Here is a 24,155-nt window from a genome sequence, read left to right as displayed (position 1 = left end):
TTTTTCGTGGTAGCCTAAAAGAAAACGGCCAGCGAATACCAGTTCGCTGGCCGTTTCTATTTGTTCTGAATTCAAATCAGTCTGCGATTAGAACTCTCCGATCACGTTACCATCCGCTTTATTCCCCAGATCCTGCCAGGTTCCGAGGTGAATGTTTTCAGAGACAAAGCGAACACGACCATCACCCAGCAGCGTGTGAACGCCACCCACGTGTTTACTGCGGGCTCCCAGCAGTGATGTTCCACCGGTGCTTGAAGCACACTCCTGTAAATCGGAGTTGGGACCGATCAGAGTCGTATAGCTCCACGACCACATCTCACGTCCGTAGAACCAGGAATAACCGCGGCGTTTCTGGTCGGCGGTTCCCGTACAGACTGTTCCGGAAGTGGCGTTGACGTTGGAATGAGGATGGCCCACGACACACTCTGCCACCAGCATCGTGTTCGAGCTGCCGTCTTCGATATCCTTGAGTTGCGTCTTACTGTTCAGGAACATCACAGAACGACCATTGTTCTGATAGGTGCTCCCTCCGGCCGCATAACTTCCCGTGTCAGCAGTACTCGTGACATAGTTCGTCGGACCGTAATCAGACTGTCCCGTCTTACCACGGTCACCCGGATCGCTGGGACAGCGATAAGCGGGCAATTCCACTTTCCGGGCATCGGTATTGGGGGTTCCCGATCGTCCCGGCTCAACGCTCCAGTCAATCTGATTGAACAGGGGCGCCTGGTCCATGTAAGGTAAAATCCGGGCTTGCCAGCTGATCATGCTGGTTTCCCATTCGGTGGTGGCTCCCTGACGACGCACGGTAGCGGGAGGAAACGTCCGAAATGTATCGTGATAATTATGTAGTGCCAGACCGATCTGCTTCAGATTATTCTTGCAGGTCGAACGACGGGCTGCTTCCCGTGCCTGCTGCACTGCCGGTAACAGCAGAGCGATCAGAATCGCGATGATGGCAATCACCACCAGCAATTCAATCAACGTAAATCCCTGACGACGCTTCAGAAATAATGCTTTCATAGTTTTGATTTATCCATATAGAGAAAAAGAAGACTTACTGAGATCGATAAACGACTCAAGCAACACGTTATTTCGATTCCAGCGCGAAGTCGGCGGTGTTTTCGCCGGTTTTGATGTCATACTTCAGCGTGGAGTTCGTATTGTATTTCGCGGGAAGATACTGCTTCAGGATCTCTGTTTTCTGACCGTCAGATTCCTGGAATTTCCCCGTTTTCTTTGATGCATTGATCAGAACCTGATTCATGCCCACTGTGGGGCCCTGGCCAGCTTCCAGGCGATAAGCCCCTTCGGTAATCTGAGCCTGCACGGCTTTGCCACGCAGCGGCTTGCCGGAGGCATCCACGTCAGGGATAAATTGAATACTCCCCTCGGGAAGCGGCTTCCCATCCAATGTGACAGTTCCTGAAACCGTAGCTCGTTCAATCTGTTCCGCCGAGCCGCCAAAACAGCCGCAAAGGGTCAACGTACAGAAAACGAGCGCAAAATGAGTCGAGCGCAAAGAAAGAAACATATTGTGCCTGCAAAAAACAATCGGGAAGGTTAGGGGCAGGTTCGCGTAGGCTCACCCAACAAACTCGGGACGGAGTAGAGGTAGGAATAGGAGGGAATCAAACTCTCAGTATCTTTACCACACTTTTGTCTTATTCATTTAACATAGAATAAGCGATTTAGTATCGCTTGAAAATCAATCAGGCAGGAAAATCGATACAAATTTTCCTGCCGCACTTTAAACGTAATTAGCCAACCACCCCTGTGTCAACTGTAGATTAGCACATAACGACAACGTGATTCTAAGTCGTTGAAGACCTTAAGCATTAGCACATGCAATACACCAGCAGAAGTGAAAGCGATTCAAAAAACGGCTCATAAACTGTTTATGGTTTCAGATCAAAGTCGAATGTATTTTCGCCCTCTTTGATCAGTGCCTGCAAGTCGGTCGACTGTTCACTCTGATATTTCTTGGGCACATCCTTGAGTGCGTCTTTCTGTTCCGGATTCCCTGATTCCGAAGGCGGTGCATCACCCAGTCCCGCAGATGTGAAAAAGACGCGGTAGTCGCCTTCAGGAATCGCGTTCGGCAATTCATACGAACCATCTGACTGCAAGTCAGCATAAACCCCGGCCCCGGTCGTCGAGGACACGAAATTGATCCGCGCCTGGGAAAGTGGTTTGCCATCCAGTTTGACCGTTCCACTGGCCGTCCCTGAAGGAACCGTCTCCGCACCACCTCCGCAGCCACTGAAGATACAGACGAAGAACACACATACCATTGGGAATATCAATGCACGCAGGTGCTTCTGTTCTATCGCAGAATTTGAAATTCGAGTCCCTTGAGAACTGCTAAAATAAAACGACATTCCGTCTTCTCCCTACATTGAATTCTCTAAAACAAACAGCCGATGCATTCAGAAAAACACATCGGCCATCGTTTACAATTTGAATGCTCATTACAATGCTGATCGGTGCCGTGAATTAGAATTCGCCGAGGACCAGATTATCATTTTTCATACCTAACCGGCGGAGTGTTTCGATATCGACATTATTCGAAATGAATCGAACGGCTCCGTCTGCCAGTAAGCCATGAATGCCTCCCACGTGCTCTGAAGTTAGCGGGTTATTCGGCGTGTAGGTTTGATTTCCCCCGGTAGGTGCTGTCGGCGGATTAGGGTTGTAGCGAATGGTATTCACACCAGTTCCCCAGCCTGAGAGCCCCAGATGACCGGCCCAGCCACCATAATAATTACTCCGATAATCTTTGTTATCGACCAGACCGGAATCTTCGCCGATGATCATGGTATTCGAAGTCCCGTCTTTACAATCACGCATCCGGGCAGAATCTGCGATCATCATCAGACCGCTGTTACACCAGTTTCCGCCATAGACGGTACTGCCACATTTTGTGTTGAATGGAGCAACGCCAGAATAAGAACCGCTGATGCCTACATAGTCCATCGTCATCCCGGTCTCTGTACCCAGTGCGGCATTCGGCGACGTTTTTCCATTATTCGAAACCGGGCTGCCACCTGTATAAAATGCGTCAGCAGTACTCGAAGGACATTTATAAACGGGCACATAGAAATTATTCAGTACAGCGTTTTCGGTATTGTAACCAGAGGCCGAATTCCCATTCCCGGAAGCAAAGCCGTGCTGAGAATGCGCTTTTTGAGTCAACTGATTGTAAGCGGGGGCCTGGTCAAGATAAGGCAAAATCGAAGATCGCCAGTTGGCCCGATAATAAGACGTTTGAGAACCAATAGGAAAAGCGCGAAACGTATCGTGGTAATTATGCAGTGCCAGCCCGATCTGCTTCATATTGTTTTTACAGGTCGAACGCCGAGCTGCTTCGCGTGCCTGCTGGACAGCGGGCAACAACAGTGCAATCAGAATCGCAATAATCGCAATCACAACAAGCAATTCAATGAGGGTAAACCCTCGTCGCTTACTTAATAATTTCAACATAAGACACGCTCCGGAGTGAATAAAATAGGAAGGAAATCAGGCAGGAAATTTCTTCGTTAATAGAGTAAAACCCCATCATGTCTAATTTTAACACGCTCCGTATAGCAACGCCTATAATTTTTACCTTTATTTAATAAAAAAGACATATAAAAAAATGTATATTCAGAACAAAAGATCAATGTGTATTTACACATGTACATTCTTTGATTTATCAATCCCCACTGGACGGCTTTTCCCCTGAAGAAATAAGGGCTTTCCGAAACATCAACGGCCCACAAAAAACGTTAATTTGTCCGGATTTCGCAGGGCGTAAATACCGCAGATTTTGTTCTGTTCCACTTCAAACTGATAGGCTGAAACCGGCACACCCGCCTGATAGATGATCAATCCGGGAGCGCCGTTGAACCAGGACATCTCCACTCGGACGTCCTCTTCTGCCCCTGCGATGAATGCGGGACGTACCGCTTTCATAAAGAACCGGGTAATCAGAGCGGCCCCGCAAACCACCTTGCGCGCGGCAATCGCTTTGCCGCCCCCGTCGGAAATGAATGTCGCATCTTCTTTTAACAGTGATACCAGTTCTTCCGTCTCGCCCCGTTTCACTGCCTCCGAAAATGCTGCCAGCAATTGCAGATGCTCGTCGCGACTCTGTTCAGATTTCAGATGTTTTGACCCCAACTTCGCGCGAGCCCGACTCGCCAGTTTGCGACAGGAACTTTCACTCCGCTCCAGAATCTCTCCAATCTCGTTAAAACGATACTGAAACAGATCGTGCAAAATATAACTGGCCCGCTCGGCCGGCGAGAGCTGATCCAGCAATACCAATAGCGCCATCGAAATCGATTCGTCCAGCTCCAGTTCCTCTGCCGGCGTATTCTCATCTGCCAGATAAGGCTCTGGCAACCAGGGCCCCACATACGACATCCGCTGTACCCGGGCGCTTTTCAGATAATCCAGCGCCAGCCGCGTGGTCACTTTCATCAGCCAGGCCCGCGGCACTTGAATCGCCGCGTGATCAACATCCAGCCATTTCAGACACGCTTCCTGCACGATGTCTTCCGCTTCGACCCGCGAACCGGTCATCCGATACGCCAGACCCAGCATCGATTCGCGATACGTTTCAAACGTCTCTAACGCAATGGAAGAATTCACAACTAGAGGTTGTCTCATAACGTCAAAAAAAGTGAACGGTTTGGCGCGTCTTTTGCATGAAGTGTTCTCCTGAAAGGAGAATTTCTTATGTATATGACGCTGGTCTGGTGGCCCAAACGAAAACGGGTTTCCACAAAAACAGCGTCCAGGACGGAACGCCCGGTCGTTTTGACCGATAAACAATGGTCTTTAGTCGCAAAACTGTTTCCCTGGACTCCCCCTTCCAAAAAGGGAGGACGTCCAAAAGCCCATCCACGAGATTGCCTGGAAGGCATTCTCTGGATTTTGGTGACAGGAGCACGATGGAAAGATTTACCAAGAGAGTATCCCTCAAAAGCGACGTGCCATCGACGTTTCCAGCAATGGACGATCGAAGGGCGGCTCTTATCTGCCTGGCAAATCATCTTGGAACGAATGGATGATGCTGGCCAGATTGATTTCTCGGAAACCTTTGCTGATGGCACTTTTGCCTCGGCAAAAAAAGGGGTAGAAGAGTTGGCCCGACTCGTCGTGGCAAAGGCACAAAGGTCATGATTTTTGTCGATCGTCACGGGACACCTGTGGCGATCGACACAGAATCGGCCCGTCGTAGCGAAGTCAAGCTGATCGAACCGCTGCTTGAAAAAATCACATTGCAAAATCGACAACCCGAGCGACTTGTTTATGACAAAGCCGCCGATTCGGACTCGTTGCGCAAACGGCTGATGGAAAAGAATATCGATCTGATCTGCCCGCATCGAAAATCGAGAGTCAAACCGCCGACGCAAGATGGTCGAAAGCTTCCACGCTTCAAACGACGTTGGATTGTGGAACGCAGTATTGCCTGGCTCCACAACTATCGTCGCATTGTCACGCGCTGGGAATATCACGATTACCTCTACGAAAGCTTTGTAATTCTTGGGTGTTTATTTACACTATTAAAAAGGTTTTGAGATGCCCTCTAGACATTCTTTTTCTATAAGACTTGGAATTGGTCAGACCTGTATTTCGATCAGACGGCAGCTGTTCGCATAACCGGCGGCACGCTTGATCGTGGGAAAGACTTTCGCACTCGCGATACAGACACCCAAATCCAGCAATGCAGTTCGACTCAGGCGGGATTGAATTCGTTCTTCCAACGCCGGATCAAGATCACGCGAACTGGCTACCTGAACCGCAAAATCATACAGATCACGCAGTTCCTCCGAAAGTCCGTCTCCCCCTTGTAAAACCGCCTCAATGATCTCGCGCGCGATACCGTTTTCTAACGCAAACCGCACATTCAACTGCAGGCACTCGCCACAGTCTTCCACTTGCATCGTTGCCAGCTTTGCGATCCAGAAGGTCTCCTTATCCAGACTCCCCTGATAATAGGCCAGCGGTCGGAACGCGGCAAATTTCGCATACCCATCGGGCGAAAGCGCCAGCAATTCCCTCAAATAGGTACCATCGTACTGATAATGCGTTTCAAACTCGTCGATTTCTTTGAGATCGTCTACTTCACTCATGTGTCTACTCCTGTGAGAAATAAAGTGTGTTCACAGGTATGACGAGCGAGTAGATCAAAATGTGACCAGATTCAAAAAAAACCGTCAACGCACAACTCAACGAGTGTGTATGCTCAACTGTATGAGCCCCTCCAGATTAGCGGCAATTCGCTCGGCAACCTGGCGACAGAACTCGGCCGACTCTTTCAACCCCTTCACGGTAACGACATCGAAAATCTCTGTCGGAGCCACTCCCAACGCCGCAAGATCGGCCTGACATTCTGCCTGATCCTGTTCCAGAGGCTGAATCACGACCGTCAAAATCAGATGGCTTTTCCTCAGCCGCCACTCGCGGCCATCCTCCGACCCGAAGTATTCGTCACCCAGATCTTCCATCAGACGCTCCATCTCAGCCGCGTCTGATTCATCAAAAGGTAGTTTCAGGTAAACTCGATTCGAAGTACAGATCGACATATTGGTTCCCTCCTTAAGCGCTTCCATCCATCAACGTGCTTCCTAAAAAGCCCAAGTCGACTTGAGATAACCTGGACTTTCTTAGTATACATAAAAAAAAGCCGCTGTCTGCCGGAATTTGGCAATTCCCTGTAATTCGACAGGGCAACAGTAATGAAACAGACTGAGTTTTTTATGGGAAGAAGCGTCAGACAAGCCAGAATCCGTCTACGCCGTTTTGGGCCCGTAAAGATCCTGCAGCGCCGATGTCAGATCGGGAAACGAAAATTCAAACTCCTCGTCTCGCAAACGGCTTGAGACACAATAGCGACCATACAGCGCCAGTTCCGGGTCCGTTCGCATCAACAGCGGCGCCCCGATCCGTACCATCCAACCAGCGGCCGGCAGCCCGATCGGCATCTTGAGTGCGTGTCGTAATTCACGCATGAATTCCGCATTCGAAACCGGTTCGGGAGCCGTCGCCAGATACGCCCCCTGCATTGTTTCGTCTGTGATCGCGCGGTAGAACAGACGGTTCATATCCTGCGCATGAATCCAGCTCATTCCCTGTTTGCCACTGCCGACCGTGCCTCCCAGTCCCCAGCGCACCAGTTTCGCCAATCGCTGCAAGGCACCGCCGTCACGGCCAATGACAAAACTGGTCCGTAGAATGACTTGCCGCATCTCTGGCAGCACCGCACGGGCAAATGCCGCCTCCCATTCTTGAGCGACAAAGGGAGCCAACCCATACCCAAAGGCAGAGTGTTCATCACAGATGCACTCGGGCGGATCACCATACCGGTGTGCTGTTGACATCTGCACCCAGACGGGTGGCGGCGATTCCACTTCGCGCACCGCCAATCCCAAAACATTCGTCGCTTCCACGCGCGACCGCAGAATTTCATCACAATGATCGGGCGTTTTAATACAGTCGACCGTCCGCCCCGCCAGATTCACAACCACTGTTGCATTTTCCAGCTCATTCACCCATGAACCGACCGAACGCGCATTCCAGGCGACATGCCGCCACGCACCTGACGCTTTGGGAGCATGCCGCCCTAACAACACCACGTCAAAATCCAACTCAGTCAGATAACGCGCCAGGTTCAACCCCAGAAACCCGGTCCCCCCGGCAATCACAATGCGATGCTTCGTATCCATACGGGATTCACTTTGTAATGAAGTAGCTTGCTGCATTTAATATCGAAAAGGAACACCCACAATGTCAAAGGTATCAGCCGGGTCCTTGCTGATAAAGGCGCAGGTCTTTCGGAGAAACAGAGTCGGAAATAAAATGCACGCCGCCATCGCCAGTCAGAACCAGATATCCGTGCGCCGTGAATCCCCCCAAACGGGGAACGGTCGCAGCTTTTGAGTACGCAATATCAACGGGTTTCGTCCAGGGGGCTCGACTCCGCGACTCGGCCAGCATTAATGTTGAAGCCGGCCAGTCTTTGATGGCATTGTATTGAGCCACCTCACCCGGATCAAAGACAGTGCCTTTCCCTACCACGGCATAATAAGCACTCTCAGTCGAATCAGGTTTGTCACGGGGATGGCGATAGACGGACGGCATGGTTTTAAGCACATTCCGGTTCATCGGACTGTCCCAGGATTCGTTAATATCATAGCCGCAGGCTTTGATCGCCGCATGATACAATTCTCGATCCATATACTTGAGTCTGACAGGCTCCGCGCCATCCACGTACTGTCCCAACAAGGGCAGCAGCTCCACCCGCCAGCTGTGCTGCGTTTTCCCATCTGCAGCATAGAGAACCGCTGGCGGAAACTGACCAAACAGATCGTGATAGTTGTGCAACGCCAGCCCGATTTTCTGCAGATTCTTAAACCCGGCTGTTTGATGCGACAGACGGCGAGCATCCTCATACGTTTTCGGCTCCTGAAATGCCTTCTCTGCCGGTTCCTCAGTAGACGCTGATCGAATCCAAACCATTGGTATGCACAAGAGAATCAAAATCACCAGAGACTTAGACATACTGCATTTCTCCTGATTGTTTTCTGAAAGTTTATCTGCGTGCCAGTGATGATCTTACGCCAAGAGACACAACTGATAGATACGCCTCAAGGGGATTCTTGTCTTTTAAAATCAGGGAAAAACGAACGCCTTCGCTACTTCACTTTGAACCAGTTTAAATCCGGGGGCATCCGAATTGGATTCTGCATTCGGATTTCGAACCAATGTTCCTGAAACAGCAATTGGCTCATAATGCCACTTCCAGGATTTCCCGTCAGGCAGTTGGACCATGAGTGTTTTCTCCGGATCAGGCTTCCATCCGAACGATGCGTCTGGCCGCTCGTAACCCATCTGAAATTCGTTCAACTGAATTTCCCTGCGGGGCAGCGCGTATCCTTTCAGACAGACATGCTCTCCCACCAGCGCCGCCAGCTTCTCCTCGGAGTGCTGCCTGTCCTGCATGATGGCGGCAAAATTGAAACGTTGGTATCCAGGCAACGTTTCAGATCGAAACTGGATCTCGTACCAGACCGGTGCGAGAATGCCAAAAATCAGTGAAAGGCAGATCCCCACTTTCGCCAGTTTCCGACCACTGAGTTCGTAGCGACGAATCGACTTCAGTGCCAGGTAACCCAGAACAACACCGGGAACCGCTAACAACGCCAGCCAGGGAAATAGCATGGCACAAATACAAAACACTCCCAAAGCAGAGGACACAATGGCCTGCAGTGATACCGGTGCAATATAGACTTCTGACTGTGACATGCTCGGTCCTCCGCTCTTCGACCTGCGGGAGATCTTTTCAACGCATCCGATCGTGGATAAATGCAAACGCCTGCTGATAGGCATCATCGATCAGTTTCGGATCACCGCCCGCCAGTCCGTGTTCGCCATTCGGGATCGTTACCAGCTTGTGTTCGACGCCATGCTGCTGGAACTGTTCGGCCAGCATCGTCGACTGCTCATAAGGCACATCCGTGTCTTTCGTGCCATGCACCATCAGCGTCGGTGGATACTCTTTCGTCACGTTCTTGATTGTCATATACGGATAAAACTTTTCTGGTTCGCGGTGATGGTCCCAGCCGGCGACCTCTTTCGGCCAGATTCCCTGCTGACGACAATACTGATAAAAAGCCCCCCGCTCTTTTTTGCTCTCCCGCGAATCGGCAATCGGGCCGTCGCCCACCTGCGCGTAGGCTTCTTCTTTGGTGAATTTCGTCTGATGACGTTCATGCGGGCTCGGCTTGCCGATCCAGTCACCAATCAAATCCCCGTATCCCCAAAAGGGCACCAGCACCGTCGGTCGCGGTTTTGCTCTAAAGCCAGAGACCAGCGTCAGACAGCCCCCCGCCGATCCGCCCGAGACCGCAACCTTGCTCGTATCGACATTAAACAAATCGGGCCCTTTTTCGTGCAACCAGGTAAAGCCGTCTTCCAGGTCGGCAATGATCTCCGGCAGTTTGGTTTCGGGAGCCAGCCGATAATCAAACGACACGACGGTATAACCGGCGCCCAGCATATCCTTCAGCACGCGACCACTCACGCCACCCCGATGTCCCACGATCAATGCGCCGCCATGAAACCAGACCAGCACAGGCCGCGTCTTGTTATCGTCGGCCCGATGCACGTCGGCTTTGATCTGGAGATCACCGACCGTTTTATACGTAAAGGTTTTCATTTTCGTTTTCGGTTGTTTTGCACTGCTGATCGCAGGTAGACACAACGCAGCCGCACTCGCGGCACTGATTCCCAACATTTCACGACGATTCTTCATAGCGGACATGAATGGTTCTCCTGGAAAAATGATTCTGGTCTGCTTCCACGATAGCAGAAACAAGATACCGCGAGCAAACCGGAAACAGGGATCAGGCAGAAAAATAGACCATCAGCACGACTAGCACCATCACCGCTAGAAACAGGCCCCACGCGCTCTGTTCTGAAACGCGTTCCGGATTCCGCCACCAGTCCCGGAATGAACCGAGCCGATGCCAGAGCCAGAAACCGGCGGGCACTGTCAGCAGCCCAAACCCCCACATCACCCACAGCGGCGTCCCCGTTTGCCGCATCACGCCGCAATCACCGATCCCTTCCAGCGCACCACCGGCAATGTAAGCACCGTTGGCAATCAGGCAGAAACCCGCAAAGAACTGCGCCCATGATACCACCGACCAGCGCAGCCGGTTCGCAACCAGGAACAATCCCAGTGGGAACAAAACGCCCCACAGAGGGCCAGCCCAAACCACCACCGCCGGATGAGGATTTACAGAAAAATCCGTGCGGGAAATCGCCAATGGATGCAGCACCACCCGGGCGATCTCTCCCCCGGTCACCAGACCGCCAATCACATGGCCCAGTTCATGCACGCCCATCATCGCCAGCCAGCAACCGACAAGCAGCGAAATTCCAAACAGAATCTGAATCCATCGCGATTTGATAATCCTGTCTCTCCTCCAAGAATGGGAAGAACGAAATCCAACATTCGTTTCGACTGTCATTGATGACAAATCAGCACAACGATTAGACCATAAACAATGACTTGATAACCACTTAAAATCGAGCATCGAATAAAGAAACAGGAATGGTCTCACTCGCGATATTCTTCAGAAAAGTCGTCAAATGTCGGGTGACAGAGCCCGAAGCGGGCTGTTATTATGAAAACCCAACCTTTAATTAGTTTCCTTTATTTTATAGATCAAGAAGTGATTCACCATGCTGAACAGAGTTTTTCTGAAGCACACACTCTCCCTGTTTGTATTTTTCGGGTTCTGTAGCCTCGCCTGTTTCTCTCTCTCAGGTGCAGAAAAACAGGCAACATCCAAAGCGGCCACTCCCGCCGACCACCCGTTGATCCTGTTTATGATCGGTGAAGAAGGTTATAAAACCGCCGATAGCCTGCCCGCGTTTGCCAAAGCACATCTGCAGCCGCTCGGCTTCCGCACTCAGTTCATTTTCCCCGACAAAGACGATCCGAACTCCTTCCCCGGCCTGGACGCCCTCAAGGATGCCGACCTGCTGTTCCTCAGTGTCCGTCGTAAAACGCTGCCCGCCGCGCAGCTGAAACTGATCCGCAATTACCTCGCCGCCGGCAAACCGCTGGTCGCGCTCCGCACCTCCAGTCACGGCTTCGCTCTCAGTAAAGGTAAACCCGCCGACGGCTATGTCGAATGGAAAGACTTCGACACAGAAGTCCTCGGCGGCGAATACGCGGGCGACTTCGGTAACAAAACACCAACCGACGTGACCACTCAACTGCGCGCCGAACAAGACCCGATCATGGCGACGGTCCGCAATAAATATTTCCGCAGCGAAGGTTCGATGTATAAGAGCATCAATCTCAAACGTTCTACTAAAACGCTGTTGCGTGGCCTCTCCAACGTCGAAGGGCAACCAGTTCAGATGCCCGTCGCCTGGACGAACACCTACAATAAATCACGCGTGTTCTACACTTCGCTCGGTCATCCCGGCGATTTCAAAATCAACACGTTCACCCACACGCTGGTCAACGCCATCTACTGGTGCCTGAAAAAAGAATCCCCTCAGGTTGATGTCGCCGGTAAGATCACACGCGACCGTTTCAAAACCGACCTCGCTGGTAACGAACAGGTCGACAAGGTCATGAAAGCCTTCAAAGGCAAAGGCGAAGTCGGCGATGAATCTGATCCGACCCCCCCGGAAGAAGCCGTTAAACTGTTTCAGGTCCATAAAGACTTCGAAATGGAAAGCATTGCCGCCGAACCCGAAGTCATGCAACCCCTCTACATGAGCTTCGACCATCGCGGCCGGATGTGGGTCGTGCAATATCTGCAGTATCCCTTCCCCGCCGGTCTGAAAGTCGTCAAATACGATCAGTACTTGCGAGCTGTCTTCGATAAAGTCCCCCAGGCCCCGCCCAACCACGTGAAGGGAGCCGACAAAATTTCGGTTCTCGAAGACACCGACGGCGACGGCACCTTTGATAAAATCAAAGACGTCATCACCGGTTTGAACATTGTCTCCGCGGTCACCGTCGGCAAGGGAGGTATCTGGGTCCTCAATCCCCCTTACCTGATGTTTTATCCTGACGCCAACGGCGATGATATTCCCGACGGCGATCCCGAAGTCCATCTCTCCGGCTTCGGTCTGGAAGATACACACTCGGTTGCCAACAGCATCAAGTGGGGTCCTGATGGCTGGCTCTACGGCGCGAACGGCAGTACCACCACCGGCACCGTCAGTTCCAAAGCGACCAAAGGCGTGCACTTCAAAGGCCAGATGATCTGGCGTTATCACCCCGACAGTAAAATTTTCGAAATCTATGCAGAGGGGGGCGGCAACACGTTCAGCGTGGAGATCGATTCCAAAGGCCGCGTCTTTTCAGGCACCAACAACGGCGGCACCCGCGGCATGCATTACGCCCAGGGCGGCTATGCCAAAAAGAACTGGGGCAAACATGGCCCACTGACCAATTCTTACGCCTTCGGCTATTACGAACATATGCGCCACAAAGGTTATCAGGAACGATTCAGCCAGACCTTCTCGATTTACGAAGGGGGCATCTTTCCCGCCAAATACAATGGCGCGGTCTTCGCGGCCAACTCGCTGCACAACCGCGTGATGGCCAGTCATCTGATTCCCGATACCTCGACTTACCGCACCGAAGACATGCCGCCGATCGTGCTCACACAAGATCGCTGGTTCCGCCCGGTAGATATCAAAGTCGGCCCCGACGGCTGCGTCTATCTCGCTGACTGGTACGACAGCCGCCTGACGCACGTCGACCCTCGCGACAACTGGCACAAAACCAGCGGACGGATTTATCGTTTGAAACCAACCAACTTCCAACCCATCAAACCGTTCGACCTCAGCAAACAAACCAACGCCGAGCTGATCGAAACGCTGGGCCATTCCAACAAATGGTTCCGCCAGAAAGCAGTCCAGGTCATCGGCGAACGCGGCGATCAGTCAATGATTCCGGAATTGCTGAAAATCGCAAAAAGTGACAACGATGACCGCGCTCTAGAAGCCCTCTGGGCACTGAATCAATTGGGCGCCTTCGATGAACAACTCGCACTGGAACTGCTGGGACACCGTGATCAACATGTCCGCCGCTGGACCATTCGTCTACTCGGCGATCAACACCGGACATCGAAGCATTTAAAGGAGTCACTCGTCGAACTTGCGAAAACAGAACCCTACGCCGAGGTCCGTTCACAGCTCGCTTCCTCTGCAAAACGCCTCCCGGCGGAAACCGGTCTCGCAATGACCGAAGTCCTGCTGCAGCGAGAAGAGGACCTCGAAGACCTGCATATTCCGCTGCTCTTGTGGTGGGCGATTGAAAGCAAAGCGACGTCCGACCGGGAAGCCGTGTTGAAGCTGTTCTCCAAGCCGGAATTCTGGCAGGTGAAAATGGTAGAGGACTATATCCTCGAACGCATCATGCAGCGTTACGCGATGGCGGGTGGTGAAGAAAATTATGCGATGTGTGCCGAACTGCTCAAGCTGGCTCCCTCCGATCAGCATAAAGAAAAGCTGATGGTCGGCATGCTCGAAGCGTTCCGTGGTCAGAAAATTGATAATCTACCGGAAGAACTCAGCAAAGGTCTGGCCGAATATCAGAAGAGCCTGGGCGAATCTGATCTCGCTCTGGCGCTGCGTCTGGGTGATAAGGAAGCCACCAGCCGCGCCTTGAAAATCATCGCCGATAAAAACGCCGATCGACCAACGCGTCTCACCTACATTGAAATTCTGGGACAGCTCAAGACCAAAGCTGCCGTCGGCCCTCTGACCGCGATCCTTTCCTCAAGCGGTGCCGACACGCATTCGCTCAAACGGGTTGCGTTACAGGCGTTGATGAATTTCGACAATCCGAGTATCGGCAAAAATATCCTGGCCCGCTATCACAGTACCCTGCTCGACGAACATGATGTTCGCGGCACTGCACAACGGGTTCTGGCCAGCCGTAAAGCCTGGAGCAAACAGTTCCTGGGTGAAGTCGATGCCTGGCGAATCAAAGCCAACACGATTCCGCTGGATGTCGTGCAACAGATGGCTCTGCACGATGATCCGGAAATCAAAGCCAGCATCAAAAAACACTGGGGTAAAGTGCGCGGCAGCACCAACGAGGAAAAAAAACAGGAGATGAAACGCGTCGCCAGTCTGGTCAAAGCGGGGGGAGGCCAATTCTCTGCCGGGAAAGTTCTGTTCAACAAAACCTGCGCCGCCTGCCATACTCTGTATGGCGAGGGAGGCAAAGCCGGCCCGAAACTGACTGGCTATGAACGGGACAACCTGAACTTCATGCTGCTGGCGGTCGTCGATCCGAGTGCCGCCATCCGCGAAGAGTTCACAAACTTCCTGATCGTCACCGAAGACGGGAAAACCGTCACCGGTCTGATTGATGAACAGACCACGAAAACCATCACACTCAGAGACATCAAAGGTCAGACGGTACTCATTAACAAAGATGAGATCGATATCCTCAAAGCGCTTGACCTTTCTCTGATGCCCGACGGTCTGACCAAAAACCTGAGCGATCAGGAAGTCAAAGACCTGTTCTCCTATATTATGAGTCGTACCCCCAACGGCGGTAAATAAGCCGCCTGCGAAGCGGGCTGCTCCCCTCGGCCCGCTTCGTTTTTCACTCGGTTTTACAGAGCTGGATCAGGACTCTTCAGTTGAGCAGCACGTGCCTGCCGAAGCTGGGTTAACAGTTCCACAATCGCATTGTGGGCGTGGTACGTCTGGCTGATCACCAACGAATGGCTCTCTGGTACCTCTGAGATCGTCCCCCCTGCGTGATTGACAACACGACGAGGTTGCGGCCCCACACCTCCACCGAATCCCCCAGGAGCAGAAGGCAGCTCTTCCCACTTCCAATCCCCCAAATTCGAATTCCGGATCGCCTCTGCCAGAATCTGATAGTCATCAGGTCCGGAACGGCATAAATCTCCCACGGGATAAACGCGGGGTTTCAGCATTTGCGCCGCTTTATCTTTAGAGGTAATCAGGATCAGATCCCGATCGACCACATACGTCAGCTCAATCGGATCCAGAATTTGAATCAAGGCATTTTTGAGAGAAAGATCCGTGAGCTTAACATCGATCGGCTCATCAACAGTAAGATTAATGTCTTTCAAATCTGTACGTTGAATCACAATAGGTACGTTGTGCAGTTCACTAAAAAAAGTTATCACTTCCTCGAGTGGGATCTCTGGAAATTCACATTCTGTATCTGCTCGTAACGCTGCTTCTAACTTCTCTTCGCGTTCCGTCAACGCCGGGTAAAAAGCTTGTTTCGCCTGCTTCTCTTCCGCATGCACGGACATCGCCAACCAGCCCGCACTCAACAGGCACGCAGTAACCATCAACGCTGTGGTTCGTCTGTTCTTGTATCGCATAAAATCCTCCTTTGCTGTTTCCTGTTTCAAATGTGATTATTCAATAGCGCGTGCCTGACGAAGCTGAGTCAGCAGGTCCACAATCGCATTGTGAGCCCGATAGGTCTGGCTGATGACCAGTGACTTACTTTGAGGCACCACAGAAATAGTACCGCCTTCTCCTTCTTCATAAACGGCGGAACTTTGTCCCATCCCCGGAACGCCGCCACCAAAACCTCCACCACCACCAAGTTGAAAGAAACCGCCGCCACCACCACCAAGGCCTCCACCGCCTCCACCAAAGCCCCCTGCCTGAGCGGGTTGAGGAGGAGTCGCAGACGTCTTCCGTTCACGCCATTGACCCAGGCCGGCATTGCGAATTGCGACTTCCAGTGCGACATAGTCTTGTGGAGAATTTCCAAAATCTCCCACTGGATAAACGCGAGTTTTCAGCATTTCAGCGGCTTTATACTTCGTTGTGATCTTCACAACATCCCGGTCGACCACGTAAGTCAGACCGATCGGCTCCAAGATCAGCTCCAACGCCGTCTTCAACGAAACCTTCTCAAGAGAAATGGCAACGGGCTCATCCACTGTCAGACCTTCTTCTCCCAGGTCATTCGCAAATATCACAATATTGGCCCCGGTCGAATCTTCATAGAATTTCATGACATCCGACAAAGGAGCATCCACAAATTCTGCTTCCACATTTTCCTTCAACTGCTCCTGAAACTGCTTCTCGAACTTCGTCAATTCCGGAAAAAACAGCGGTGTAGTCGGCTGCAATGGTTCTGCAACGGAAACATCCAAAACAGGCAAGGCAGCTGGAACAGACGGTTTTTTCGCTTGAGCACTCTTGACCTTCTGCTTTTCTTCCGCATTGGCCACAAGCAGAAAGCCTGCTGCTGCCAGACAGAACATGGACGCGACAACAAATTTTTGTTTGAACAACCCACTCATGATAGTCCCCTATGCTTAATAGTACATTGAGATTGACAGCAGACGCCGCTCAGTAAGCATTCCCTTCTTTTTTAACGGGTGCCTCTTCCTGATCTTTGCGCACCTGTCTGAGCTGAGTCAATAAATCAACAATTTTCGTGTGGACCCGATCCGTATCGTTCACAACAAGTGCTTTGCACTGGGGAACGACGGAGATACTTGCCTCGACGGAGACCGTGGGAACGGTCTTCTTGCCCGGCGCTCCCAGCACCAGATCACCAACCGGATAATACTTTGATCGAGACCGGCTGGTTAAAACACAGGTCTTTTGGATCACGCTTTCTAATGCATCATAGTCATCGGGCGTCTTGCACATATCTCCCACCGGATAAATGCGCACCTTCAAAGTACGAGCCGCCTCTTCCTGCGTGGTAATCTTAAGAACTTCACCATCAACAACATAATCCAGCCCAATAGGATTCAAAATAATATCCAGAGTTGATTTGAAAGGCACACCAGACAAAGAAACGTTGATCGGCTCATCGGTAGTGAGACCTTGTTCTTTCAGAGCAAGTCCATCAAGAAAAACATTGATGCTATGCTGTTTCTGAAGTGAACTCAGCGCTTTCGACAAAGGGACGCCCGGAAAATCGCACTCCGTAGCGGTATTGAGGGCCGTTTGAATTTGCTGCTCAGCTTCCGTCAACGCCGGATAGAAGGGCTGCTTGATCTCAATTTTTTTCTGAGTCACAGCCGGGACCTTCTCTTGGACCGTAAATTTTACCGGCCAATTGTGAGTTTTGGTCACCACCTTGCCCGGCTGGTCTTCCGCATTCGCCACCACCAGCCAGCCTGCAGTCAAATAACACATCAGTACAACAACCAATTTCTGCCTCAGTATCCCACTCATGATTCTTCCTTCCCTGCTTAATAAAATTTCGAAGTCGACAACCAAAGCAATTCCCGCAACGCGGAAGATCGATCTACTTCTTATCTTCAGACAACGCCTCTTGCCCCTGTCGTGCCAGCCGAAGTTGAGTCAGAAATTCGACAATTTTAATGTGGTTATGATAGGACGCGTTAATCACTAATGATTGGCTGGAACTCACCAGAGAGATACTGTCGTCATACTCCAAAATAGTTGTCTGGATTGCATCGGTCAGTTCGGCATAGCCTCGGAGAGCATTATCACATTTATCTTTGAGAGTGTTGTCAAAATCACCGACAGGATAAACGCGCAGCTGATATTCAAGCTCATCCTCTGCATAGATGCGCGTGGTAATTTTAAGGACATCTTGATCGACCACATAAGTTAACTCATTCGGTTCCAGCATCAGACCCAGCGCATTCTTGAGAGAGATCCCTTTGACTTTAAGACTGACTGGTTCATCCACTGTCAAACCTTCTTCCCCCAGAGAATGCGACATGATGAGAATCTGGATGCCATGTCGTTCCGCCAGTAATTCCATTGCCTTAGAAAGGGGAGTCTCCGAAAACTCACACTCTGTTTCTGTATTGAGTGCCTCTTGAATTTTTAATTCGTGTTTCGTTAATGCAGGAAAAGAAATCGTCTTGATTACTTTCGCAGATCGTTTAATCGAAGGTGCTACCGCCGATGGGGCTTGAACGTTTTGCTTTTTTTTGCGGTGCTTATCCTCTGCATTGACCACCATCACCAGCCAAACAGAAGTCAATCCACAAACGGCAAGGATCAATTTTTTGCGATGCCAAAACATGATTCTCGTTTGAGTTTCCATCGTCGACTCCTGCTACCGTATTTTATGAATATCGATTTTATGCAAACCAATATTGAATGAGGGTCAAAAAATGTAATCAATCCAAAGCGCGTGCACGCCGAAGCTGTGTTAGTAATTCGACGATTTCATTGTGTGCATGATAGGTCTGACTGATCACCAGAGACTCACTGAGTCGAACCGCTACGATGGTACCACCATTTTTTTCATCATAAACGTATGGACGGAGACTTAACTCTGGAGGATTCGGTTCACTGATCACTTGAAAGAAGCCAGAGCCCCCGCCCCCACCTTGAAACGGAGTGTAAAATGGAGTGTACGCGAAAGCTACGCGATAGTACCCCAGACTCACATGCTTAGAAATCGTTGATCCCAGTTCAAGATAGACTTCAATAGTATTACCAAAATCACCCACAGGATAAACGCGCGTTTGATAGATCTCTTCTTCATGTAATCTGCTGGTAATTTTGAGTCGCTCTCGATCGACCATATAAGTCAAATCGATCGGCTTCAAAATCAGTTTCAACACATTCTTGAGAGCAATTCCTTTGACACTGAGACTGACTGGTTCATCAATTGAGATACCTTCTTCCTTCAGCTTATCTTCCAGGAGAAGCATCGTGATGCCATGTCGATCAGCCAATGACTTGATTACCTCAGAGAGAGGAGTTTTCGAAAAATCGCACCCTGAATCGGCATTGAGTGCCGCTTGAATTTTCAATTCGCGTTTCGTTAATTCAGGATAGAAAATCGGCTTTGGTTCTTTGACAGATCGCTTGACTGTAGGTTTTACCGCCAGTGACTCGACCTGGGAAACAGTAGTCAGTTTCTTTTGGCGATTTTGGCCCTGCTTATTCTCCGCGTTCGCCGACATCACCAACCAGCTTGTAGTCAATACAATGCAGCCGATTACTATCGTTTTGTGTCGCAGTATCCCACTCATGATCGAACCCTGTCCATAAGGAAAATTCGCAATGACGCCACAAAGCATCCAATCAGTACACTCTGAAATGAAAATGAATCACGTTTCAGAAAGCGTTTGTCTTTTACACTGATATCATCACGAAAGCAGAAAAGGAATGAATGTTCTCGAAAACAAAAAATGGCTTCTCATAAAATGAGAACGCATCGGTCTCTTCCTAAAGAAAGAATGGGCTCAATCAAAATGGGAGCGAAATGAAACAGAAAATATGTTTGAGAACATCAGCAAGATAAAAGCATGAAATGATGAATATCTCTCGATGGTAAAAAGTTCACTTCAATGTGTCAACTTTTTTCTTAAATGAATGTAAGTTCATTGATAGGAAACCACCTGTCAATCACGTACGACCAACGATTTTCGCTGCGTCACAAACCGTTTGAGAATCCATAAAAACCCGGGCACGCTCAGGAAATAACCCACCAGCAAAAACCCCCAACCCGCACCCACCGGGCCATAAGTCTTCCCCAAATACCAGACCAGCAGCCCGGTCATCAGTTGGCACGCAGTATTCAATATCAGGAACGGCTCCTGTTTAAACGGACGGATATACGCCATCACACACTGGGCGATATGAATCGGAAAAATGGCCAGTGTCAGCAGCACGGTCGGATAGAGCGGCAGAATTCGACCTTGTACTTTCTGAATCAGATTCCAGACCGGTTCCAACGCCTTCCACGCCGCAGGCATTTCTACCCCCTGTATCGCCTGCAGCATCCAGACGACCAGACAAAAAATGGCGCCCCCCGTCAGCAGAACCGTCGTCGAAACCTGAAACAGTCGACGAAAGACACGATTTAATTCTTTGATGTCGTTTTGTGAAACCAGTGTGCCGAATAATGGCGCCCGCGTCAGCATCCACGCATAGGCGGCCATTTGCAGCGTCATCAAGGAAGTCCACGTCATTCCCAGTTGCCCGGAGACTTCAGCGCCCTGATAGTTGAACATCAGGGGAATCACAAAAGAACTGGTGAAGTAAGCGGCCATCGCCTGAATTGCCAGTTTCCAATGGAGAGGCCAGACCTCTTCCGACCAGCTCACCTGGGGTCCCGACACAGGCTTCCACAATGACGCGAAAAAACGTCGATAATGAACGAGAATCAACCACAGTTCCCAAAACAGACGCACCGCAGAAATTGCTACGCACGTCCATAAGCCGGCGCCACTGGAAATACAAAGCCAGACGACCAGCGTCCCCATGATCCCCTGCAGTGCCCGATACCGATTCGTCACCGAGACCTGATTGCAGCCTTCCAGGAGTGCAACACAGGGCGCCGCCATCAAACTGAGCGCCGTCAATGCCACGACACAAAACCAGGGAGCACGCCAGATCACATCGGACGCCGGCTGAGACGCCAGGAAAAAATAGCCGGCCGTTCCAATGGCCGCCACAAACAGCGTCCCTGCGATTGAGTACCATTTCACTACCAGCGCCGCCAGACTGCGCAAACGTGACAATGCCGACACGTCGCCGGTTAAATAGCCCCGCTCATCAATTTCCAATTGAGCCCATTCGTGACTGGCCAGATACAGTGTTACTACCTGCATCCCCATTTCAACAAACGTCTGCAGCGCAATCAGCGCACCAAAGTTGTAATAGTAACCTTGCGTCTCACTGGAAAAAAAAGCGACGATCAATAACAGCGTCACCGGGCCGGAGAGAAACTGCCAGCCCCGATTCACCAGCGCATAAAAGACGGCCCGGTTGACTTCCATGCGGTTCAGCATGCGACGGGGCCAACTGCGTCTGGGTGGTTGAGGTTCCCGCTGTTCGGTCATGCTGCCTTGATCTGCTCTCTAATCGAATTCGATGTCATTCTCAACCAGTGGTCTCGGCCAGTTCAGAAACTGCTCGCATCAGTTCGGTTTCTGCCTGACACAATTGATCAGCCGTTTCGGAAATCAATAACACAGTCACCAGCCGCACGGTTTGTCCGTCGATCTGATCGGGAGACGTCGCTATCAATCGCGTGCCCGATCCCCCTTGCTCTGAAACACATCTTAACCAGTTTGAAAAGCAGATACCATACGACTCTTTCCAGGGGAAATGCAGCCAGCTTGCTGCCTGATGCGGCTGTAAAAAACGCGAAAACCCCCGCGCCAGCCGCCCCATCGTATACCGGGCGTTCACATCCTGAATCGGGCGCCAACGCTGTTCGCCGTGCTCATCCGAAAATTGCATTGCATCAATGCCCAGCGGACCAAAGTAGCCCGCCGCTTGTGCCCGCAACGCCACGCGCTGCCCCACTTCAATCGCGGGTTGCCACTCCCGTAGTGTTTCCACGTCAACCGTAATCCGGCTCCCCCGATATTGTCCCCGCTCATCAGACAGCAACAAAGCCAGCCCCATCCATTGCGGCTCATCCTCTTTCGGAATGAAAAACTGTAAACCCACTTCCGCCGTCCGCTTGACCCAGGGTTCTACAAACAGAGGCTGCCCCTGTGCAAATCGCTTCGCCACCCAGCCGCGCATCTGTTCGGTGATCTGCATTCCTCGCCCAAGCATTCGTTCGCGGGCTGACATACTGAAGTTGGCTTTAACCACCCACGTGTTCTCCGGATCCGCTTCCTGTTGCTGCAGCTGACGCACCGCCGTCTCCAGCTCAGCCAGATCATGCACCTGACAACTCCCCGGCAAGGCCAGGCCCCACTCCTGCTCGCATGCAAAAGAAAATGTGCGCGCATTCACAGCTTGGACGGCACTGAGATCGGGCGATTCAAATTGAAACCCGTTGTCAGCCGCGATCCGCTTCACTGCACCCGACCAGCCCCAGGGAACGAACTCCAGCTCCGCAGCCTGTTCTCGGGTCGGCCATTGATTCGTCAATTCCACGCGCGGCAAGCCGGCCTCGCTGAGTTGAGACACAAAATCAGGAGCAACACTGCCGGGAAGAAAAAGCAAATCGTCCTCTTCCGCCAGACCGATCCAGCAACTGGCAAAGATCGCATTCAGGGCTGGCGTCGCGCCCCCCGACGCCGCATACACTTCGCTTGCCAGTTGATGTTCGAAATCAAAATTACCCAGAAAGAAACGTCGCATTGATCAGGTCAACTTTTTCAAGAATCGGATTTTCCATTGTAAGTTTCAGATTATGGTTGAAATCGGAACGGGGAAATCTGTTATACTATGTCACTCCTGCCAGAACTATCCTCACACGCTTTTTCTCACGAAAGTCAGACCGATGTCACAGCTTAGAAAATGCTCCGTTGTATTTCTCAGTATTTCAGTTCTAGCGCTCATCATCTGCGTTCCTTCTCGTCTCAGTCAGGCCGCGGGAACGTCCGAGTCGGCTCCCCTGCAAGTCGCTACGTTTGAATGCGACATCACACCCCCGATCGGCAGCCCCCTCTGTTATGGACATGTGGCCCCCGCCAAAAAAGTGGTTGACCCGCTCAGTGCGCGCGGCATCGTCATTCTCGGTTCCGAAAAACCGATCGTCATGCTGGCGCTCGACTGGGTCGGCGCCAACAACGGTGCACAGGATGTCTGGAAAAAGAAACTAGCCGAGGCACTCGATACTACAACCGACCGTTGCGCCGTCCACTGCCTGCATCAGCACGATGCCCCCGGTGTCGATATTTCCGCGAACGCTCGTTTGAAACAGCAAAACCTCAACGGCATCATGTACAACGAAGACTATCTGAATGATGTCATGCAGCGCACGATTCAGGCTGCAAGAGCAAGCCTCAAAACAGCACAACCGGTCACACACGTCGGCACCGGCAAAGGCACAGTCAAACAGTTCGCTTCTAACCGCCGCATTTTAGGACCGGACGGGAAAGTGAAAATCGTCCGCTATAGTTCTTCGCGCAATCCCGCCGCCATCGCAGCTCCCGTCGGCACCATCGATCCGTTCGTGCGGTTGCTGAGTCTCTGGAATAAGGACCAGCCCATCGTCATTCTCAGTTATTATGCCACACACCCGCAAAGTTATTACGGTAAAGGCGGCATCAGTTGTGACACCGTCGGTCTGGCCCGTGCTCTACATGAAAAACAGACACCCGGCGTGCTGCACGTGCACTTCAATGGGGCCGGCGGCAATATCGGCGCGGGAAAATTCAATAACGGCGATCCTGAGAATCGTCCTCTACTGGCACAACGTCTGGCAGACGGCATGAAACAGGCCTGGGACACCACCGAAAAAACACCGATCTCTTCCGGAGACGTGAACTGGAAATCAAAACCGGTCCTGCTCCCCCTGCGTGACACGCTGGATGAAACAAAACTGACGGGCATTCTCGAAAATCCGAAAGCCCGCTTAACCGATCGCATCCGTGCCGCCCGTGACCTGGATTATCTCAAACGGACGCAGGCCGGAACCACAATCGACATTACCCGACTCAAACTAGGCCCGGCTCAGGTTGTGCACATGCCGGGTGAATTGTTTGTGGAATACCAGCTCGCCGCACAGAAAATGGCGCCCCATGATTTTGTCTGCATGGCCGCCTACGGCGATCAGGGCCCCGGCTACATCGGCACAACCATCGCCTACGCCCAGGGAGGCTACGAAACCAGCCGCGTCTCCCGCACCGCTCCCGAAGTCGAAACTGTCTTAATGCAGACACTTAAGGAACTGGTAACCAACAACTATTAATAAA

The 24,155-nt window shown here is 51.4% G+C and carries 23 protein-coding genes; 4 read left to right on the top strand and 19 right to left on the bottom strand.

Translation table 11 applies throughout. The features are described 5' to 3' along the window. Window positions 1–87 precede the first annotated feature (87 nt). From Pan241w_RS03065 to sigJ, 5 genes are all read right to left on the bottom strand, one after another. Window positions 88–1,023 (bottom strand): DUF1559 domain-containing protein, encoded by a 936-nt coding sequence (locus Pan241w_RS03065; protein WP_145210789.1) that lies wholly within the window; start codon window positions 1,021–1,023, stop codon window positions 88–90. A gap of 67 nt (window positions 1,024–1,090) precedes the next feature. Further along, entirely contained in the window at window positions 1,091–1,534 is a 444-nt protein-coding gene (locus Pan241w_RS03060; protein WP_145210786.1) for a hypothetical protein, read from the bottom strand. Between the two features lie 364 nt (window positions 1,535–1,898). Next, window positions 1,899–2,381, bottom strand: a complete 483-nt coding sequence (locus tag Pan241w_RS03055; protein ID WP_145210784.1) for a carboxypeptidase-like regulatory domain-containing protein — start codon at window positions 2,379–2,381, stop codon at window positions 1,899–1,901. 115 nt (window positions 2,382–2,496) lie between these two features. After that, on the bottom strand, window positions 2,497–3,483 hold the full coding sequence (locus tag Pan241w_RS03050; RefSeq protein WP_145210782.1) for a DUF1559 domain-containing protein: 987 nt from the start codon (window positions 3,481–3,483) through the stop codon (window positions 2,497–2,499). A 264-nt stretch (window positions 3,484–3,747) separates the two neighbouring features. Continuing rightward, window positions 3,748–4,635: an RNA polymerase sigma factor SigJ gene (gene sigJ, locus Pan241w_RS03045; RefSeq protein ID WP_198000299.1), complete on the bottom strand. Its 888-nt coding sequence runs from the start codon at window positions 4,633–4,635 to the stop codon at window positions 3,748–3,750. 87 nt (window positions 4,636–4,722) lie between these two features. Here sigJ and Pan241w_RS03040 point away from each other — a divergent pair, with 87 nt between their 5' ends. Next, window positions 4,723–5,169: a transposase gene (locus Pan241w_RS03040; protein ID WP_145209666.1), complete on the top strand. Its 447-nt coding sequence runs from the start codon at window positions 4,723–4,725 to the stop codon at window positions 5,167–5,169. Then, window positions 5,166–5,567 (top strand): transposase, encoded by a 402-nt coding sequence (locus tag Pan241w_RS03035; protein ID WP_145209663.1) that lies wholly within the window; start codon window positions 5,166–5,168, stop codon window positions 5,565–5,567. Before Pan241w_RS03040 ends, Pan241w_RS03035 begins: the two co-directional genes overlap by 4 nt. A gap of 42 nt (window positions 5,568–5,609) precedes the next feature. On the opposite strand, the gene Pan241w_RS03030 is transcribed toward Pan241w_RS03035, so the two are convergent. The 7 genes from Pan241w_RS03030 to Pan241w_RS03000 form a co-directional block, all read right to left on the bottom strand. Further along, a complete protein-coding gene (locus Pan241w_RS03030; protein ID WP_145210776.1) occupies window positions 5,610–6,122 on the bottom strand; it encodes a carboxymuconolactone decarboxylase family protein in 513 nt (170 codons plus the stop codon). A 96-nt stretch (window positions 6,123–6,218) separates the two neighbouring features. Beyond that, window positions 6,219–6,575, bottom strand: a complete 357-nt coding sequence (locus Pan241w_RS03025; RefSeq protein WP_145210773.1) for a hypothetical protein — start codon at window positions 6,573–6,575, stop codon at window positions 6,219–6,221. 207 nt (window positions 6,576–6,782) lie between these two features. Next, window positions 6,783–7,715: a TIGR01777 family oxidoreductase gene (locus Pan241w_RS03020; protein WP_145210770.1), complete on the bottom strand. Its 933-nt coding sequence runs from the start codon at window positions 7,713–7,715 to the stop codon at window positions 6,783–6,785. A gap of 73 nt (window positions 7,716–7,788) precedes the next feature. Then, window positions 7,789–8,550, bottom strand: coding sequence for a DUF1559 family PulG-like putative transporter (locus tag Pan241w_RS03015; RefSeq protein WP_145210767.1), 762 nt, complete (start codon window positions 8,548–8,550; stop codon window positions 7,789–7,791). A 111-nt stretch (window positions 8,551–8,661) separates the two neighbouring features. After that, window positions 8,662–9,294 (bottom strand): DUF4190 domain-containing protein, encoded by a 633-nt coding sequence (locus Pan241w_RS03010; protein ID WP_198000298.1) that lies wholly within the window; start codon window positions 9,292–9,294, stop codon window positions 8,662–8,664. 37 nt (window positions 9,295–9,331) lie between these two features. Then, window positions 9,332–10,312 carry an alpha/beta hydrolase gene (locus tag Pan241w_RS03005; RefSeq protein ID WP_145210761.1) on the bottom strand — a complete coding sequence of 327 codons (981 nt, stop codon included), beginning with the start codon at window positions 10,310–10,312 and terminating at the stop codon, window positions 9,332–9,334. An 82-nt stretch (window positions 10,313–10,394) separates the two neighbouring features. Then, complete coding sequence (locus Pan241w_RS03000) at window positions 10,395–11,024, bottom strand: M50 family metallopeptidase (protein WP_145210758.1); 630 nt, start codon at window positions 11,022–11,024, stop codon at window positions 10,395–10,397. 214 nt (window positions 11,025–11,238) lie between these two features. Between Pan241w_RS03000 and Pan241w_RS02995 the strand changes: the two genes are divergently transcribed. Then, window positions 11,239–15,102, top strand: coding sequence for a PVC-type heme-binding CxxCH protein (locus tag Pan241w_RS02995; RefSeq protein WP_145210755.1), 3,864 nt, complete (start codon window positions 11,239–11,241; stop codon window positions 15,100–15,102). 53 nt (window positions 15,103–15,155) lie between these two features. Here Pan241w_RS02995 and Pan241w_RS02990 read toward each other — a convergent pair whose 3' ends face one another. The 7 genes from Pan241w_RS02990 to Pan241w_RS02960 form a co-directional block, all read right to left on the bottom strand. Then, window positions 15,156–15,905 (bottom strand): hypothetical protein, encoded by a 750-nt coding sequence (locus Pan241w_RS02990; RefSeq protein ID WP_145210752.1) that lies wholly within the window; start codon window positions 15,903–15,905, stop codon window positions 15,156–15,158. A 36-nt stretch (window positions 15,906–15,941) separates the two neighbouring features. Then, a complete protein-coding gene (locus tag Pan241w_RS29245; protein WP_198000297.1) occupies window positions 15,942–16,844 on the bottom strand; it encodes an STN domain-containing protein in 903 nt (300 codons plus the stop codon). 49 nt (window positions 16,845–16,893) lie between these two features. Further along, on the bottom strand, window positions 16,894–17,733 hold the full coding sequence (locus tag Pan241w_RS02980; protein WP_145210749.1) for a hypothetical protein: 840 nt from the start codon (window positions 17,731–17,733) through the stop codon (window positions 16,894–16,896). Window positions 17,734–17,806: 73 nt separating this feature from the next. Next, window positions 17,807–18,580, bottom strand: coding sequence for a hypothetical protein (locus Pan241w_RS02975; RefSeq protein ID WP_145210746.1), 774 nt, complete (start codon window positions 18,578–18,580; stop codon window positions 17,807–17,809). A gap of 76 nt (window positions 18,581–18,656) precedes the next feature. Continuing rightward, complete coding sequence (locus Pan241w_RS02970; RefSeq protein ID WP_145210743.1) at window positions 18,657–19,520, bottom strand: hypothetical protein; 864 nt, start codon at window positions 19,518–19,520, stop codon at window positions 18,657–18,659. Between the two features lie 372 nt (window positions 19,521–19,892). After that, window positions 19,893–21,335 (bottom strand): polysaccharide biosynthesis protein, encoded by a 1,443-nt coding sequence (locus tag Pan241w_RS02965; protein WP_145210740.1) that lies wholly within the window; start codon window positions 21,333–21,335, stop codon window positions 19,893–19,895. Between the two features lie 40 nt (window positions 21,336–21,375). Then, window positions 21,376–22,596, bottom strand: coding sequence for a hypothetical protein (locus Pan241w_RS02960; RefSeq protein ID WP_145210737.1), 1,221 nt, complete (start codon window positions 22,594–22,596; stop codon window positions 21,376–21,378). Between the two features lie 142 nt (window positions 22,597–22,738). On the opposite strand from Pan241w_RS02960, the gene Pan241w_RS02955 reads away from it, so the two are divergent. Continuing rightward, window positions 22,739–24,151, top strand: coding sequence for a hypothetical protein (locus Pan241w_RS02955; protein ID WP_232107339.1), 1,413 nt, complete (start codon window positions 22,739–22,741; stop codon window positions 24,149–24,151). The last annotated feature ends 4 nt before the right edge of the window (window positions 24,152–24,155 follow it).

This window comes from Gimesia alba (assembly GCF_007744675.1).
Taxonomy (GTDB): Bacteria; Planctomycetota; Planctomycetia; order Planctomycetales; family Planctomycetaceae; genus Gimesia; species Gimesia alba.
Note: the sequence above shows the minus strand (reverse complement) of the source record. Positions and strands in the feature narration are given on the sequence as shown.

What these genes read in the sequence shown, in the direction of transcription:
- Pan241w_RS29245 (WP_198000297.1), bottom strand. Translation starts at nt 16,844, where the DNA reads ATGAGTGGGTTGTTCAAACAAAAATTTGTTGTCGCGTCCATGTTCTGT.
- Pan241w_RS03055 (WP_145210784.1), bottom strand. Translation starts at nt 2,381, where the DNA reads ATGTCGTTTTATTTTAGCAGTTCTCAAGGGACTCGAATTTCAAATTCT.
- Pan241w_RS03005 (WP_145210761.1), bottom strand. Translation starts at nt 10,312, where the DNA reads ATGTCCGCTATGAAGAATCGTCGTGAAATGTTGGGAATCAGTGCCGCG.
- Pan241w_RS02995 (WP_145210755.1), top strand. Translation starts at nt 11,239, where the DNA reads ATGCTGAACAGAGTTTTTCTGAAGCACACACTCTCCCTGTTTGTATTT.
- Pan241w_RS03040 (WP_145209666.1), top strand. Translation starts at nt 4,723, where the DNA reads ATGTATATGACGCTGGTCTGGTGGCCCAAACGAAAACGGGTTTCCACA.
- Pan241w_RS03015 (WP_145210767.1), bottom strand. Translation starts at nt 8,550, where the DNA reads ATGTCTAAGTCTCTGGTGATTTTGATTCTCTTGTGCATACCAATGGTT.
- Pan241w_RS03010 (WP_198000298.1), bottom strand. Translation starts at nt 9,294, where the DNA reads ATGTCACAGTCAGAAGTCTATATTGCACCGGTATCACTGCAGGCCATT.
- Pan241w_RS02955 (WP_232107339.1), top strand. Translation starts at nt 22,739, where the DNA reads ATGTCACAGCTTAGAAAATGCTCCGTTGTATTTCTCAGTATTTCAGTT.
- Pan241w_RS02960 (WP_145210737.1), bottom strand. Translation starts at nt 22,596, where the DNA reads ATGCGACGTTTCTTTCTGGGTAATTTTGATTTCGAACATCAACTGGCA.
- Pan241w_RS02980 (WP_145210749.1), bottom strand. Translation starts at nt 17,733, where the DNA reads ATGAGTGGGATACTGAGGCAGAAATTGGTTGTTGTACTGATGTGTTAT.
- Pan241w_RS02990 (WP_145210752.1), bottom strand. Translation starts at nt 15,905, where the DNA reads ATGCGATACAAGAACAGACGAACCACAGCGTTGATGGTTACTGCGTGC.
- Pan241w_RS02970 (WP_145210743.1), bottom strand. Translation starts at nt 19,520, where the DNA reads ATGAGTGGGATACTGCGACACAAAACGATAGTAATCGGCTGCATTGTA.
- Pan241w_RS03035 (WP_145209663.1), top strand. Translation starts at nt 5,166, where the DNA reads ATGATTTTTGTCGATCGTCACGGGACACCTGTGGCGATCGACACAGAA.
- Pan241w_RS02975 (WP_145210746.1), bottom strand. Translation starts at nt 18,580, where the DNA reads ATGGAAACTCAAACGAGAATCATGTTTTGGCATCGCAAAAAATTGATC.
- Pan241w_RS03000 (WP_145210758.1), bottom strand. Translation starts at nt 11,024, where the DNA reads ATGACAGTCGAAACGAATGTTGGATTTCGTTCTTCCCATTCTTGGAGG.
- Pan241w_RS02965 (WP_145210740.1), bottom strand. Translation starts at nt 21,335, where the DNA reads ATGACCGAACAGCGGGAACCTCAACCACCCAGACGCAGTTGGCCCCGT.
- Pan241w_RS03025 (WP_145210773.1), bottom strand. Translation starts at nt 6,575, where the DNA reads ATGTCGATCTGTACTTCGAATCGAGTTTACCTGAAACTACCTTTTGAT.
- Pan241w_RS03050 (WP_145210782.1), bottom strand. Translation starts at nt 3,483, where the DNA reads ATGTTGAAATTATTAAGTAAGCGACGAGGGTTTACCCTCATTGAATTG.
- Pan241w_RS03065 (WP_145210789.1), bottom strand. Translation starts at nt 1,023, where the DNA reads ATGAAAGCATTATTTCTGAAGCGTCGTCAGGGATTTACGTTGATTGAA.
- Pan241w_RS03030 (WP_145210776.1), bottom strand. Translation starts at nt 6,122, where the DNA reads ATGAGTGAAGTAGACGATCTCAAAGAAATCGACGAGTTTGAAACGCAT.
- Pan241w_RS03060 (WP_145210786.1), bottom strand. Translation starts at nt 1,534, where the DNA reads ATGTTTCTTTCTTTGCGCTCGACTCATTTTGCGCTCGTTTTCTGTACG.
- Pan241w_RS03020 (WP_145210770.1), bottom strand. Translation starts at nt 7,715, where the DNA reads ATGGATACGAAGCATCGCATTGTGATTGCCGGGGGGACCGGGTTTCTG.